This is a genomic window from Ewingella sp. AOP9-I1-14 (assembly GCF_052375995.1).
Taxonomy (GTDB): domain Bacteria; phylum Pseudomonadota; class Gammaproteobacteria; order Enterobacterales; family Enterobacteriaceae; genus Ewingella; species Ewingella allii.
This window is the reverse complement of record NZ_JBQSVA010000001.1, coordinates 663,774-678,964: the sequence shown is the minus strand read 5'-3', so window position 1 is coordinate 678,964 and position 15,191 is coordinate 663,774. Positions and strand designations below refer to the sequence as shown.

Here is a 15,191-nt window from a genome sequence, read left to right as displayed (position 1 = left end):
CAGACGGACGTAGAACTTGAGTAAGGAAGGTGCGATGACTGCTTAACGCGGCTGCTTCCAGACTGGCTACGCTCGCCTAATTAAAGAAAACTGCCAGCAGGCGCTGGCAGTGGGATGCATGTTATGCGGTCAGGCGAGCCGCATCTTGAGCGATAACCAGCTCTTCGTTGGTCGGGATGACCAGCGCGGTACGCGTGCCTTCTTTGTTGATAGCGCCAGACTTGCCAAAGCGGGCTGCGAGGTTACGTTCGTGGTCGATTTCAAAGCCCAGCAGGCCCAGTTTATCGAGTGCGAATTCACGAACCATCGCGGCGTTTTCACCGATACCGCCGGTGAAGACCACGGCGTCCAGACGACCTTCCATCAGGGCTGCATAAGAACCGATGTACTTGGCCAGACGGTGGCAGAAGACGTCCATGGCGCGTTTAGCATCGGCTTTGGTCGCATAGTTATCTTCTACATAGCGGCAGTCGCTGGTGACTTCAGTCAGGCCGAGCAGACCGGATTCTTTAGTCAGCATTTTGTTGATCTGGTCAACACTCATGCCCAGTGCGTCGTGCAGGTGGAAGATGATAGCCGGGTCGATGTCACCACTGCGGGTACCCATCACCAGACCTTCCAGCGGGGTCAGACCCATGGAAGTATCCACGCATTTACCGTTACGGATCGCGCTAACAGAACCGCCGTTGCCCAGGTGGCAGGTGATCAAGTTCACTTCTTCCACTGGCTTATTCAGCATTTTCGCGGCTTCTTGCGTCACGTAGAAGTGGCTGGTGCCGTGTGCGCCGTAGCGACGAACGTGGTGATCTTTGTACAGGCTGTACGGCAGAGCGTAGAGGTAAGACTCTTCCGGCATGGTCTGGTGGAACGCCGTGTCGAACACTGCCACGTTTTTATCAGCCAGTTTCGGGAAGGATTTCAACGCTTCGGCGATACCAATCAGGTGTGCTGGGTTATGCAGCGGTGCAAACGGGATAGATTCTTTGATACCCTGAATGACTGCATCATCGATAAGCATTGATTTGGTCAGTTTTTCGCCGCCGTGAACGATACGGTGACCGATAGCCACCAGCTCAGCAGAGAGTTCAGGTTTTTTGGACAGGATATTGTCAACAATGAACTTCAGAGCTTCACTGTGCGCAGCGCCAGCGCCAAGTGCGGCTTCTTCTTTACCACCGTCCATTTTCCATTTGATGCGGGCTTCTGGCAGATGGAAACATTCGGCTAAACCTGAGATGTACTCTTCACCATTCGCAGCATCAATGATGGCGAACTTAAGGGAAGAGCTACCACAGTTAAGAACCAGAACTAGCTTACTCGACATGGAAGTACCTATTTATTGTTGGTGCTGTTTAAGATAAAAACAAAACACGTGGTTAATAAATCGTCAATCTGACATCAAGCGTAGCGCATAATGGCGGTGACAATTATGATTAACATCATGCCAACGAAGAAAAGCGGCATGACAGTGATAAAGCTGGGGAATCTTCAGCCAACGGCCGAAACCGGGCGGTGATTAATCACCTCTTATGCTGACAATACATCTCTCAATGAGTGCGTCAGACCCCTCAGAATGCTACTTATTAGGGCTTTAATCGGTAAAAACGCTAACAAATAAGACAATAATTAATTACAAAAGGCACCAAGCGGAGGCAAGATGAAGCAACGCCCCGAATTTGCGGGGACAGGATACCCACTGGTGCCTGCAAAAACAAAATATATTTAATCGTGCTAAAATCCCGTTTGTTATTTACAACTATTTTTTAATTATTATATGTGAAGTTGAGGTGCACCCATGACCAGTAAGCCATCAGGTTCAGTCAGTTGGTTTCAGGTATTCCAGCGCGGGCAACATTATATGAAGACCTGGCCAGCCGATAAGCGTCTGGCGCCGGTATTCCCCGAGAACCGAATTTCGACGGCGACGCGTTTTGCTGTGCGCTTTATGCCGCCTTTGGCCGTCTTCACCTTAACCTGGCAAATCGCTCTCGGCGGCCAGCTCGGCCCGGCGGTGGCCACCTCTATCTTTGCCTGTAGCTTGCCGATGCAAGGTCTGTGGTGGTTAGGACGCCGCTCTTTAACGCCGCTGCCACCAACGCTGCTGAGCTGGTTCCACGATGTGCGTAATAAGCTGGCCGAAGCAGGGCAGGCGCTGGCGCCGGTAGAAGGTACCCCGACCTATCAGTCTCTGGCCGACGTGTTAAAACGCGCCTTCAAGCAGTTGGACAAAACCTTCCTCGATGATATTTAACGGATGCCGGGCATCCGTTTTACTTTGCCCATTTTTTGTCTTAACGCGCTGTCATCCATTGTAACCATCAATAGTGAATCCACTTCATTTCCACTCAGTTTATGTGTCTAAATCAAAGAATGGTCAGCTTGAGATTTCACGCTAGTTTGCCCTGTGTCATGCTTTGTTCATTATGCATACTTGAGGAAATTCACGATGGAAATGACCAACGCCCAACGCCTGATTTTATCCAATCAATATAAAATGATGACCATGCTGGACCCGGAAAATGCCGATCGCTATCGCCGGTTACAAACGGTAATTGAGCGCGGCTTTGGTCTGCAAATGCGCGAGCTGGATCGCGACTTTGGAGAACTGTCGGAAGAAACCTGCCGTACTGTCATCAACATCATGGAAATGCACCACGCGATGCAGGTTTCATGGACCAATCTTAAAGACACTCAAGGTCTGGATCGCCGCCGTCTGGACTTCCTTGGCTTCGACGCTGCAACAGAATCCCGCTATTTGAGCTATGTTCGCTTTATGGTGAACACCGAAGGCCGCTATACTGACTTCGATTCAGGAACTCACGGGTTCAACTCACAGACTAAAATGTGGGAAAAATACCAGCGTATGCTCGCCGTCTGGCAAGCATGTCCACGCCAATATCATCTAAGCGCGGTCGAGATCGCGCAGATTATTAATGCCTAAATTGCAACCCGAATGAAGAAGCCGTAGCCAATAAAGCTGCGGCTTCACGCATAAAGGGGATAAGGAGTTGATTGTGGAGTGTAAAGGTTTCTTGTTCGACCTGGATGGAACGTTAGTCGATTCACTGCCTGCGGTAGAACGCGCTTGGATTAACTGGGCATTGAGTCGCGGCATCAGTCCGCAAGAGGTGCTGGCGTTTATTCATGGCAAGCAGGCGATCACTTCTTTGCGTCATTTTATGCCGGGCGAAAGTGAAGAGAACATCCAGCGCGAATTCCAAAAGCTCGAGCAGATTGAAGCCACGGATACTGAAGGCGTGACCGCGCTGCCGGGGGCGCATTTGCTGCTTAGCGAGTTGAATCGCCACAATATTCCTTGGGCGATTGTGACCTCTGGCACCGTGGCGGTGGCTCATGCCCGCCACGCGGCGGCGAATTTGCCGAAGCCAGAAGTGTTTGTCACGGCGGAACAAGTCAAACACGGCAAGCCACAGCCTGATGCTTACCTGCTGGGCGCCGAGCTTCTGGGTTTAGCGCCAGAAGATTGCGTGGTAGTGGAAGACGCCGCAGCCGGCGTGATGGCCGGATTGGCCGCAGGCTGCAAAGTGATTGCAGTCAATGCGCCGTCGGACACGCCGGGGATCGAAGAGGTCGATATGGATCTGAGCACCCTTGAAGTTATCGTGGTGGAAGCTGACAGCCATAAAGTGATGGTTGGCCTGCGTTAATAGCATATTGCTGATAAAAACGACGATTTCGTTGATATGAACCCCGCTTCGGCGGGGTTTTTTTATGGCATGCTTTCAGGCATGGTGTCTCAGCTTGCAGCCTTTTACTTTTCATCACAAACGGAGCCTTGTTTTGACCAGTGAACTGATATGGGTGTTGTTTCTTTTAATTGTCGCAATGGTGCTGTTCGCCAGCAATAAATTGCGCATGGACGTCGTGGCTTTACTCGTGATTGTCGCCTTCGTGATGAGTGGCACTCTGACGCTGCATGAGGCCATGGCCGGGTTTAGCGATCCGAACGTTATTTTGATTGCCGCACTCTTTGTCATTGGTCACGGGCTGGTGCGAACCGGCGTGGCTTATCAAGTTGGCGAATGGCTGATGAAGGTCGCGGGCAACAGCGAAACGCGCATGCTGGTGCTGTTGATGATCACCGTCGCCGGGCTGGGGGCCTTTATGAGCTCGACCGGCGTGGTGGCGATTTTCATCCCGGTGGTGTTAAACGTCGCCGCTAAAATGAAAACCTCTCCCGCCCGCCTGATGATGCCGCTGAGCTTCGCCGGGCTTATCAGCGGCATGATGACGCTGGTCGCGACGCCGCCTAACATGGTGGTTAACAGCGAGTTACTGCGCGAAGGCTTTGACGGCTTTGGCTTTTTTGGCGTGACGCCGATTGGCCTGGTGGTGTTGATTATGGGCGTTGGCTACATGCTTATCGCCCGCCGCTGGCTTTCTGGCGAAAACAGCGGCACTAAAAAAGAGGACTGGCAGCGCCGTACTTTCCGTGACCTGATCCGCGATTATCGCTTAACCGGCAGGGCAAGGCGCATGGCGATCCGCCCGGATTCTCCGCTGGTGGGTAAAACGCTGGATGATGTGCACCTGCGTTCGCGCTACAGCGCCAACGTGGTGGGGATTGAGCGCTGGCGCAAATTCCGCCGCATCATGGTCAGCGCCACCGGCAGCACCGAGCTGCGGGCCAGAGACGTGCTGCTGATTGATATGGCGGACAGTGAAATTTCGGTCAGGCAATTTCTGACCGATGAAAAACTCGAGCCGATGGTGCTGCGCGGCGACTACTTCTCCGAGCAGTCGCGCGACGTAGGCATGGCGGAAGTTTCACTGATTCCCGATTCCGAACTGCTGGGCAAAAGCTTGCAGCAGGTGAGTTTCCGCTCGCGTTACGGGCTTAACGTGGTTGGCATTCGCCGCAACGGCGAAGCCCTCGAAGGCAAGCTTATCGACGAAGAACTTCAGCTGGGCGATACCTTGCTGGTTATCGGCGACTGGAAGCTTATCCGCCAGCTTCAACAGCAAACTCACCATTTTATCGTGTTGAATCTTCCTGCCGAAGTGGACGACGTCGCGCCCGCCGTCAGTCAGGCACCGCACGCGCTTTTCTGCTTGGCGCTGATGGTGGCGCTGATGCTGACGGATGAAGTGCCGAACGTGATTGCCGCCATTGTCGCCTGCCTGCTGATGGGCAAATTCCGCTGTATCACCATGGAAGGGGCTTATAAATCCATTCACTGGCCGAGCCTGTTGCTGATCGTGGGGATGATGCCCTTTGCGCTGGCTTTGCAGAAAACTGGCGGGGTGGCGCTGATCGTTAAAGGGCTTATGGATGTCAGCGGCGGTCACGGCCCGCACATCATGCTGCTCAGCTTGTTTGTGCTCTGCGCGACCATTGGGCTGTTTATTTCGAATACCGCCACGGCGGTGCTGATGGCGCCGATTGCCATTGCTACGGCCCAGCAGATGGGGCTGTCGCCTTATCCCTTCACCATGATCATTGCGATTGCGGCCTCGGCAGCCTTTATGACGCCGGTCTCTTCACCAGTGAACACGCTAGTGATGGTGCCGGGCAATTACAGCTTCAGTGACTTTATCCGCATTGGCGTGCCTTTTACGCTGATGGTGATGGCCATCAGCGTGTTTCTGGTGCCGCTGCTGTTTCCGTTTTGAGGTAATTAGAGCGGAGAGTCGAGGCTGATTTCATCCAGTGACAGGCTAAAGCTCGGAATGAAGACCTCCATAAAGTAGTCCATTTCCGGGCTTTTACGCAGCGCCAGCGTCTTCTCCAGACGCGCCTTCGCCAGCTTGAATTCGTTATTACCGGCCGACAGCTCTTCCAGACATTTCAAATAGGCGCACAGGGCATCGGCCTGTTTCACCGTCAGCTTCTCCTCTTCACTGTAAAAGTGCTCGTCAATCAGTGAACGGAAATCATCTTGCAGCTCCTGCGGCAGCATCTCGATCAGCTTTTGCTGGGCTATTTTCTCAATCTTTTTGTATTCGTGAGCAATCTGCGGATTGTAATACTTGATAGGCGTCGGCATGTCGCCGGTCAGCACCTCGCTGGCGTCGTGGTACATCGCCAGCAGAGCGACGCGCTCGGCATTGAGGTTGCCATTAAACTTGCGGTTTTTGATCAGGGCCAGGGCGTGGGCGACGAAAGCCACCTGCAGGCTGTGCTCAGAGACGTTCTCAGTACGCACATTGCGCATCAGCGGCCAGCGGCCAATCAATTTCAAACGAGACAGGTGGGCAAAGAAGTGGCTTTGGCTCATAACACTCTCAAATATCTACGGCGAATGAACACTATTGTGAGCATGGAACGGGGCTGTGTCACCCTGATAACAACAAAAATCATTGGGAAGGAGCAGGGCGTCGGCGGCGCGACGCCCTGAAAGACTCACTTACTGACGATAAGTCTCGAGGAAGCGACCGAGTTTGCCGACGGCCATTTCCAGCTCGTCAACGCGCGGCAGGGTGACGATGCGCACGTGGTCAGGATACGGCCAGTTGAACGCCGAGCCTTGAACCAGCAGGACTTTTTGCTGTAACAGCAGATCGAGCACCATCTTCTGGTCATCGTGAATATTAAAACGCTTGGCGTCGATTTTCGGGAACATGTACAGCGCGCCTTTCGGCTTGACGCAGGAGACCCCTGGGATCTGATTGATCAACTCCCAGGCTCTGTCCCGCTGTTCATACAGGCGACCGCCCGGCTGAATAAACTCGCTGATACTTTGGTAGCCGCCCAGCGCGGTTTGAATGGCGTGCTGCATCGGCACGTTGGCGCACAGGCGCATCGACGCCAGCATTTCCAAACCTTCGATATAGCCTTTGGCGTGTTTTTTCGGCCCGTTCAGCACCATCCAGCCCTGACGGAAACCCGCCACGCGGTAGGTTTTCGACAGGCCGTTAAAGGTAACGGTCAGCAGGTCCGGCGCCAGCGAAGCGATAGAAATGTGCTCGGCGTCGTCATACAGAATCTTGTCGTAGATTTCATCAGAGAAGATGATCAGGTTGTGCTCGCGAGCGATCTTGACGATCTCCAGCAGCAGCTCTTTGCTATAAACCGCGCCCGTCGGGTTGTTCGGGTTGATGATCACAATCCCGCGAGTGCGCGGGGTGATTTTGGCGCGAATGTCGTCGAGGTCCGGGAACCAGTCTGCTCCTTCGTCGCAAAGATAGTGAACGGCATTACCGCCGGACAGCGAAACTGCGGCGGTCCACAGTGGGTAATCAGGAGCCGGAACCAGCATTTCGTCGCCGGTATTCAACAGCGCCTGCATTGATTGCACGATCAGTTCAGACACGCCGTTGCCGATATAGATATCTTCAACGGTGATATCACGCATTTCGCGCGCCTGATAATGCTGCATGATGGCTTTACGGGCAGAAAAAAGGCCTTTCGAGTCACAGTAACCCTGAGCGGTCGGTAAGTTTCGGATAACGTCGACCAGAATCTCATCAGGCGCGTCAAAACCGAACGGGGCAGGGTTGCCGATGTTCAGTTTGAGGACCTTATTACCTTCTTCTTCCAGACGTTTTGCTTCTTTGAGTACCGGGCCGCGAATGTCGTAGCAGACGTTGTCCAGTTTGCGGGATTTTTCAATCGGGGACATGTAATGGTGAGCCTTTTATGTAAAGCCTGTTCTTCCTTGGCGCCAATGCCGTGGAACAAAGCGAAGCAGCCAATTTACTCTCACTCAGACCTCTTTTGAAGGGCAGTGCCCAGCTTTGGTGCAAAACATTACTCACCCTGTGGTTAGTGAAGTAAGTAGAGGCGTTGTATTTTTAACGTGGAGTTAAACACTACATTTTCACTTTTTTCTAGATGGATGCTCTGTGTGGATTGCACTTACTGCCCATAGGCGTAATGCATGGAGTTCAGAAAGAGCAATTAATGCTCAAAGATCACTTTGTAAGTCACCGGATAATAAGAGAAATTTAAAAAATTGAACTGAGTTGGGTTCTTAGGTGTCTCTTTAGTGTATAAAAGATATCCTAATAGACCTCAATGTATTGTTTACTGAGACTGGATAAATTAACAGAGCTGATTCGCATTTTCTGCCAATGCTTTTGTCAGTACTCTGTAAGTTCTGCTAACGAATATATTTCTATTGAGATACAAACTTCATTCTAAAATTTGTGGGAAAATTCTTAAGGTTGGTTTAACTCATTAGACCCATACAAAGTATGTCTTCGAGTGTGAATCAATGAATTTATTGAATTATATTTCTTTGGGTCAAATACATTAATTAATAATGCTTATATTTCTGTGTGAGTTTAATGCGGTTTGTCCCCGCAGGGCTTGCTGTCTGCGGCTCTGTGACGCAATAAAAACTCTCAGATAAATATGACTAAAAAATCTCAATTTAGTTGTTCTAATCATTTTTATTAATTTAGGTTGAGCAGATAATTGGTCATTTAGAGCATAAAAAAGGGAATTGTTCCTATAAAATGGATTCGTATTGCAGAAATATTTCTCATTTCCGCTTATCTAATGAGTGAGTATGCGTCATATCTGGTATTCTGCATTTTGCGGGAACTTTGCCGCATCAATCAGGGTAGCTTGTTATTAGATTTTAAAAGTGAAGAAAAACTATGACAAATGCAAATCGTCCAATCCTCAATCTTGACCTTGATCTGCTGAGGACTTTTGTTGCAGTTGCTGATTTAAATACGTTTGCCGCAGCCGCAGCCGCCGTATGCCGTACACAATCAGCCGTCAGTCAACAAATGCAGCGTCTCGAACAACTGGTAGGTAAAGAGCTGTTTGCCAGACACGGACGTAATAAGTTATTGACCGAACACGGTATTCAACTGCTTGGCTATGCTCGGAAAATTCTGCGCTTCAACGATGAAGCCTGTACCTCCCTTATGTACAGCAATGTACAGGGTGGCATCACCATTGGCGCATCAGACGACACTGCTGACACCATATTGCCGTTTTTGCTGAGCCGGGTGACATCGATTTATCCCAAGTTATCTATCGACGTCAGAGTACAGCGTAGTCCGTTTATGCTGTCTATGCTCGAAAATGAAGAAATTGACTTAGCGATCACCACGGTGACCAGCACCGATCATCCGCATATTGTGTTGCGTACATCGCCAACGCTTTGGTATTGCTCCGCTGACTTCTCATACCCATCTGGCGACAGCGTGCCCTTAGTTGTGCTCGATGAACCTAGCCCTTACCGTACCATGGCAATCGATTACCTGAACCAAGCTGGTATTCCATGGCGTATTGCTTACGTGGCTTCTACGCTGTCTGCCATTCGTGCGGCGGTAAGAGCAGGTTTAGGGGTGACGGCACGGCCAATTGAGATGATGAGTCCTGAACTGCGCGTTTTGGGCGAGCAGGAAGGCCTACCGCGCCTGCCTGACACTCAGTACGTGCTGTATAAGAACTCACACAGTGAAAACGAGTTAGCGATGGCGATTTTTAATGCTGTGGAGCAGGGGAATGACCCTTACTCTTTGAGCGCCTATGCTCAAAGCTCAGTGGCTGACGATGACCGCAGCGTGGTTGCCGAGCCTAAACTCTAAGCAGATCTTCTGCGCCACTTTACCCCCACCCCTGAAGCTTATCGGGGATGGGGGGTAAAGTGTTGTGCTTATAAAGAGGTAGTCAAAGTAACCAAAATAAAGGCTTTGCCGTTTTTTTTAATGCTGATGCGTATTTTTCTTGCTAAACCTCAGAACTCCCCTGCCAGAATGCCTCTCTTTTCTTCGATCCAGAAAGCCTAAAAACGCGCTAAAACGCCTCTGTTTTCGATCCTAATCCTTAGCGAAAAACTGCTTTGGAATTTAAGTTTTTCAAAAAAAGTTGTTAAATCGCTGCGCTTTTTACCATCAAACTTGCCCAAACTGTGTCCTGGATCAAAAAAATAACCTTGTTTAGTGAGTGGAAGAAACGCTTATTCCTGCGACAATGCTATTGTTTGGCTCGAAGCATTAAATCCCGAGAACATGCCTTTGTTCTATCAAACTATTTTACTGACTCGATTTAGCACATCGACGTCGCATGATATGTTAATAAAATGATAAGCATGTAAATTAATGTGGAGATACTTTTGTCTAAGTTGACAAAAGGTTATAGAAAGGAGTAAAAAGCCCACAGTAAATCACTGGCTTAAACCGTTTATAAGCCGTGAAACGGTGTGGTTATTAATCCTTCCCTTGAATCGATGTGGTGTGCAAGCTGCCGTTAAAGAGCAGATGCAATTGCGCCGCTTTTGATGAGTAAGCTAAGAGTATGTCAACAGCCACTGAAGTTATCGCTCAACACTGGGCGTTCGCGGTATTTCTGATCGTCGCAATAGGTCTTTGTTGCCTCATGTTACTGGGCGCAGCGTTCCTTGGCGGGAGAGCCAGAGCGCGATACAAAAACACGCCTTTCGAATCTGGTATCGCATCCGTGGGTACCGCCCGCATGCGTCTTTCCGCCAAATTCTATCTAGTCGCGATGTTTTTCGTCATTTTCGACGTGGAAGCCCTGTATCTCTATGCATGGTCAACCTCTATCCGTGAAAGCGGGTGGGTCGGGTTCGTCGAAGCCGCCATTTTCATTTTAGTCCTGTTAGCCGGTCTGTTTTATCTGGTGCGTATTGGCGCATTGGACTGGACACCAACACGTTCGAAAGGACCTGTTAAACCGAGCCCAGCGATTAACACCAACAGTCATCCGCAGTAAGTAATAGCGAGGCAATAAGATGGACTATACGCTCACCCGCATAGACCCGGACGGTGAGAACGACCGTTACCCCCTGCAAAAGCAAGAGATCGTCGGTGATCCTCTGCAAGAACAGGTAAAGCGCAGCGTCTTCATGGGGAACCTCGAAGAGGCGATGCATGGGATGGTGAACTGGGGTCGCAAAAACTCCCTTTGGCCGTATAACTTCGGCCTTTCGTGCTGCTACGTTGAAATGGTGACGTCGTTTACTGCGGTACACGACGTTGCTCGTTTTGGTGCTGAAGTTCTCCGTGCTTCTCCGCGCCAGGCCGATTTCATGGTAGTAGCAGGAACCTGTTTTACCAAGATGGCCCCGGTTATTCAGCGTTTGTATGACCAAATGCTTGAGCCGAAATGGGTTATCTCGATGGGCGCATGTGCTAACTCCGGTGGTATGTACGACATCTACTCCGTGGTTCAGGGGGTAGATAAGTTCTTACCGGTTGATGTGTATATCCCAGGTTGTCCGCCGCGCCCGGAAGCTTACATGCAGGCTCTGTTACTGCTGCAAGAATCTATCGGCAAAGAACGTCGCCCGCTGTCGTGGGTTGTTGGGGATCAGGGCGTTTACCGCGCGAATATGCAATCTGAGAAAGAGCGTAAACGCGCAGAGCGTATCGCCGTGACGAATCTGAAGTCTCCTGACGAGATTTAACACTGCGGTCTGAGAGTCAACCCTGAGGGGCGGTTGGTAGCGATACACCCCCTTACGGCATAAATGACCATTTAGTGTGGTGAAAATAAAATGACAGATTTGACGACGCAAGACACCGCTCAGCCAGCATGGCAAACCCGAGATCATCTTGATGATCCGGTCATCGGCGAATTGCGTAACCGTTTTGGGCCTGAGGCCTTTACTGTTCAACCGACCCGTACCGGTATACCCGTGGTGTGGATCAAGCGCGAACAGATACTGGAAGCGATCACCTTTTTACGAAAACAGCCAAAGCCTTATGTCATGCTGTTCGACCTGCATGGCGTAGATGAGCGTTTACGTACTCACCGCGACGGTTTACCGGCCGCGGATTTTTCCGTTTTCTATCACCTGATTTCCGTTGAGCGTAATCGCGACATTATGCTCAAGGTGGCGTTGTCAGAAAACGACCTGCATCTTCCGACCATCACCAAGGTGTTCCCGAACGCCAACTGGTATGAGCGCGAAACGTGGGAAATGTTCGGTATTACCTTCGACGGCCACCCGCACCTGACGCGCATCATGATGCCTCAGACGTGGGAAGGGCACCCGCTGCGTAAAGACTATCCGGCCCGTGCTACCGAATTCGATCCTTTCGAGCTGACTAAGCAGAAAGAAGATCTGGAGATGGAGTCACTGACTTTCAAGCCTGAAGACTGGGGCATGAAGCGCGGTACCGAAAACGAGGACTTCATGTTCCTCAACCTCGGTCCAAACCACCCGTCTGCGCACGGTGCGTTCCGCATCATCTTGCAGCTTGATGGCGAAGAGATTGTCGACTGCGTGCCGGACGTGGGTTACCACCACCGCGGTGCGGAAAAAATGGGCGAGCGCCAGTCATGGCACAGCTACATTCCGTACACCGACCGTATCGAATACCTCGGCGGCTGCGTTAACGAAATGCCTTACGTGCTGGCAGTTGAAAAACTGGCTGGTATTACCGTAGGCGATCGCGTTAACACCATCCGCGTGATGCTGTCTGAACTGTTCCGTATCAACAGCCACCTGTTGTACATCAGTACGTTCATTCAGGACGTCGGTGCGATGACGCCAGTCTTCTTCGCGTTCACCGACCGTCAGAAAATCTACGATTTGATCGAGGCAATCACCGGCTTCCGTATGCACCCGGCCTGGTTCCGTATCGGCGGTGTTGCACACGACCTGCCGAAAGGCTGGGAACGCCTGCTGCGCGAATTCCTCGACTGGATGCCTGCTCGTCTGGACTCTTATGTTAAAGCTGCCCTGAAAAACACCATTCTGATTGGTCGTTCGAAAGGCGTTGCGGCTTACAACGCGGATGAAGCGTTGGCATGGGGTACCACGGGTGCAGGTCTGCGCGCGACCGGTATTGATTTCGACGTGCGTAAATGGCGTCCATATTCTGGTTACGAAAACTTCGACTTTGAAGTGCCAGTGGGCGACGGCGTCAGCGACTGCTACTCGCGCGTGATGCTGAAAGTAGAAGAGCTGCGTCAGAGTCTGCGCATTCTGGAACAGTGCTACGCCAATATGCCAGCAGGCCCGTTCAAGGCCGATCACCCGCTGACCACGCCGCCACCGAAAGAACGCACGCTGCAGCATATCGAGACGCTGATCACGCACTTCCTGCAAGTGTCTTGGGGTCCTGTCATGCCTGCGCAAGAATCTTTCCAAATGATTGAAGCGACCAAGGGGATCAACAGCTACTACCTGACGAGCGACGGCAGCACCATGAGCTACCGTACCCGCGTTCGTACGCCTAGCTTCCCGCATTTGCAGCAGATCCCGTCAGTTATCCGTGGCAGCCTGGTATCCGATTTGATCGTCTACCTGGGCAGTATCGATTTTGTAATGTCAGATGTGGACCGCTAACGATGACAGATATCAATAAAGACTCAGAGGTTCAGTACATCAACGTCTCCGAGCCGACCGCAAAACCTGCTGCGTTCGAGCTTAATGACGCTGAGCGTGAAGCGATTGAGCACGAAAAACACCACTACGAAGATGCCCGCGCGGTCTCTATCGAAGCGTTGAAAATCGTGCAAAAACACCGTGGCTGGGTGCCAGATGGTGCCATTTACGCGATCGCTGAAATCCTCGATATTCCTGCCAGTGACGTTGAAGGCGTGGCAACGTTTTATAGCCAAATCTTCCGCCAGCCGGTGGGTCGCCACGTGATTCGCTATTGTGACAGCGTGGTGTGCCACATCACCGGTTACCAAGGCATTCAGGCGGCAATCGAAGAACAGCTGCACATCAAGCCGGGCCAAACGACCGAAGATGGTCGCTTCACTCTGCTGCCGACCTGCTGTTTGGGTAACTGTGACAAAGGCCCGACGATGATGATCGACGAGGACACTCACAGCTACCTGAAGCCGGAAAACATTGGTGAATTATTGGAGCGTTACTCATGACATTCCAGGGATTTACGCCAAAACAGATTATCCGCACGCCAGAGATGCATCCGCTGACCTGGCGTATGCGCGATGACAAGCAGCCGGTTTTCCTCGACGAATACCGTAGCAAAAATGGCTACGCCGGTGCTGAGAAAGCGCTGAAAGGTATGGCTCAGGATGACGTGGTCACGCTGGTCAAAGACGCAGGTCTGAAAGGCCGCGGCGGCGCAGGCTTCTCCACCGGTTTGAAGTGGAGCCTGATGCCGAAAGACGAAAGCATGAATATCCGCTATCTGCTTTGTAACGCCGATGAGATGGAACCGGGCACGTATAAAGACCGTATGCTGATGGAGCAAATGCCACACCTGCTGGTGGAAGGCATGCTGATCGCCGCATTCGCGTTGAAAGCCTACCGTGGTTACATCTTCCTGCGCGGCGAGTACATCGAAGCAGCAGTGAACTTGCGTAAAGCCATTGAAGAAGCCAAAGCCGCTGGGTTCCTGGGGAAAAACATCCTCGGTACCGGTTTTGACTTTGAACTGGTGGTGCACACCGGCGCAGGGCGTTACATCTGTGGTGAAGAAACCGCGCTGATTAACTCCCTTGAAGGCCGCCGTGCTAACCCGCGTTCCAAACCACCTTTCCCAGCATCGTCTGGCGTATGGGGCAAACCAACGTGTGTAAACAACGTTGAAACCCTGTGCAACGTGCCGGCTATCGTTGAGCACGGCGTGGATTGGTACAAAGGTATTTCCGCAGGAAAAAGTAATGATGCCGGTACCAAAATGATGGGCTTCTCCGGTCGGGTGAAAAATCCGGGCGTTTGGGAGCTGCCGTTTGGTATCACCGCACGTGAAATCCTCGAAGATTATGCCGGTGGCATGCGCGATGGTCTGAAATTCAAAGCCTGGCAACCGGGTGGGGCAGGGACGGACTTCCTGACCGGCGACCACCTCGACCTGCCAATGGATTTCGAAAGCATCGGCAAAGCGGGTAGCCGTATGGGTACTGCGCTGGCAATGGCCGTTGACCACGAAATTGGCATGGTTTCCCTGGTGCGTAACCTGGAAGAGTTCTTCGCTCGTGAATCTTGCGGCTGGTGTACGCCATGCCGTGACGGTTTGCCGTGGAGCGTTAAGATCCTCCGCGCGCTGGAACGTGGCGAAGGCCAACCGGGCGATATCGAAACGCTCGAGCAGCTTTGCCGCCAGCTTGGTCCGGGCAAAACCTTCTGCGCACACGCGCCGGGTGCCGTGGAGCCACTGCAGAGTGCGATTAAATATTTCCGGGACGAGTTTGAGGCGGGCATCGCCAAGCAGCATTACAGCAATGCGCGGGCGATTGGCGGTATTCAGCCAAACAACCTGCTCAAACAGCGCTGGTAGTGAAGGCACCAAGCGGCGGACGTGAGCCCGCTGCGCGCGAA

Annotated in this window: 13 protein-coding genes; 10 read left to right on the top strand and 3 right to left on the bottom strand. The window is 51.8% G+C overall.

Annotated elements, in window-relative coordinates; translation table 11 throughout:
• Positions 1 to 121: 121 nt before the first annotated feature.
• Entirely contained in the window at positions 122 to 1,324 is a 1,203-nt protein-coding gene (gene ackA / locus ACT3RT_RS03140; RefSeq protein ID WP_353502775.1) for an acetate kinase, read from the bottom strand.
• Positions 1,325 to 1,795: 471 nt separating this feature from the next.
• Here ackA and yfbV point away from each other — a divergent pair, with 471 nt between their 5' ends.
• From yfbV to ACT3RT_RS03120, 4 genes are all read left to right on the top strand, one after another.
• Positions 1,796 to 2,251, top strand: coding sequence for a terminus macrodomain insulation protein YfbV (gene yfbV, locus ACT3RT_RS03135; protein WP_353502774.1), 456 nt, complete (start codon positions 1,796 to 1,798; stop codon positions 2,249 to 2,251).
• Positions 2,252 to 2,446: 195 nt separating this feature from the next.
• Positions 2,447 to 2,941, top strand: a complete 495-nt coding sequence (locus ACT3RT_RS03130) for a YfbU family protein (RefSeq protein ID WP_034791774.1) — start codon at positions 2,447 to 2,449, stop codon at positions 2,939 to 2,941.
• A gap of 73 nt (positions 2,942 to 3,014) precedes the next feature.
• On the top strand, positions 3,015 to 3,668 hold the full coding sequence (locus tag ACT3RT_RS03125; protein ID WP_353502772.1) for a sugar phosphatase: 654 nt from the start codon (positions 3,015 to 3,017) through the stop codon (positions 3,666 to 3,668).
• 133 nt (positions 3,669 to 3,801) lie between these two features.
• Positions 3,802 to 5,634: an SLC13 family permease gene (locus ACT3RT_RS03120; RefSeq protein ID WP_496202480.1), complete on the top strand. Its 1,833-nt coding sequence runs from the start codon at positions 3,802 to 3,804 to the stop codon at positions 5,632 to 5,634.
• A gap of 5 nt (positions 5,635 to 5,639) precedes the next feature.
• On the opposite strand, the gene yfbR is transcribed toward ACT3RT_RS03120, so the two are convergent.
• Both yfbR and ACT3RT_RS03110 read right to left on the bottom strand, forming a co-directional pair.
• Positions 5,640 to 6,239: a 5'-deoxynucleotidase gene (yfbR, locus tag ACT3RT_RS03115; RefSeq protein WP_496202479.1), complete on the bottom strand. Its 600-nt coding sequence runs from the start codon at positions 6,237 to 6,239 to the stop codon at positions 5,640 to 5,642.
• A gap of 129 nt (positions 6,240 to 6,368) precedes the next feature.
• A complete protein-coding gene (locus ACT3RT_RS03110) occupies positions 6,369 to 7,583 on the bottom strand; it encodes a pyridoxal phosphate-dependent aminotransferase (RefSeq protein ID WP_353502769.1) in 1,215 nt (404 codons plus the stop codon).
• Between the two features lie 982 nt (positions 7,584 to 8,565).
• On the opposite strand from ACT3RT_RS03110, the gene lrhA reads away from it, so the two are divergent.
• The 6 genes from lrhA to nuoF all read left to right on the top strand — a co-directional run bounded on the left by lrhA (position 8,566) and on the right by nuoF (position 15,150).
• On the top strand, positions 8,566 to 9,510 hold the full coding sequence (gene lrhA / locus ACT3RT_RS03105) for a transcriptional regulator LrhA (protein WP_353502768.1): 945 nt from the start codon (positions 8,566 to 8,568) through the stop codon (positions 9,508 to 9,510).
• Positions 9,511 to 10,219: 709 nt separating this feature from the next.
• Positions 10,220 to 10,657 carry an NADH-quinone oxidoreductase subunit A gene (locus ACT3RT_RS03100; RefSeq protein WP_034791762.1) on the top strand — a complete coding sequence of 146 codons (438 nt, stop codon included), beginning with the start codon at positions 10,220 to 10,222 and terminating at the stop codon, positions 10,655 to 10,657.
• A 19-nt stretch (positions 10,658 to 10,676) separates the two neighbouring features.
• Positions 10,677 to 11,351 (top strand): NuoB/complex I 20 kDa subunit family protein, encoded by a 675-nt coding sequence (locus tag ACT3RT_RS03095; RefSeq protein WP_140470293.1) that lies wholly within the window; start codon positions 10,677 to 10,679, stop codon positions 11,349 to 11,351.
• A gap of 90 nt (positions 11,352 to 11,441) precedes the next feature.
• On the top strand, positions 11,442 to 13,241 hold the full coding sequence (gene nuoC, locus ACT3RT_RS03090) for an NADH-quinone oxidoreductase subunit C/D (RefSeq protein WP_485901402.1): 1,800 nt from the start codon (positions 11,442 to 11,444) through the stop codon (positions 13,239 to 13,241).
• Positions 13,242 to 13,243: 2 nt separating this feature from the next.
• Positions 13,244 to 13,783, top strand: coding sequence for an NADH-quinone oxidoreductase subunit NuoE (nuoE, locus tag ACT3RT_RS03085; RefSeq protein WP_154146995.1), 540 nt, complete (start codon positions 13,244 to 13,246; stop codon positions 13,781 to 13,783).
• Positions 13,780 to 15,150, top strand: coding sequence for an NADH-quinone oxidoreductase subunit NuoF (nuoF, locus tag ACT3RT_RS03080; RefSeq protein WP_396132414.1), 1,371 nt, complete (start codon positions 13,780 to 13,782; stop codon positions 15,148 to 15,150). The genes nuoE and nuoF overlap by 4 nt, the downstream gene beginning before the upstream one ends.
• Positions 15,151 to 15,191: the final 41 nt, after the last annotated feature.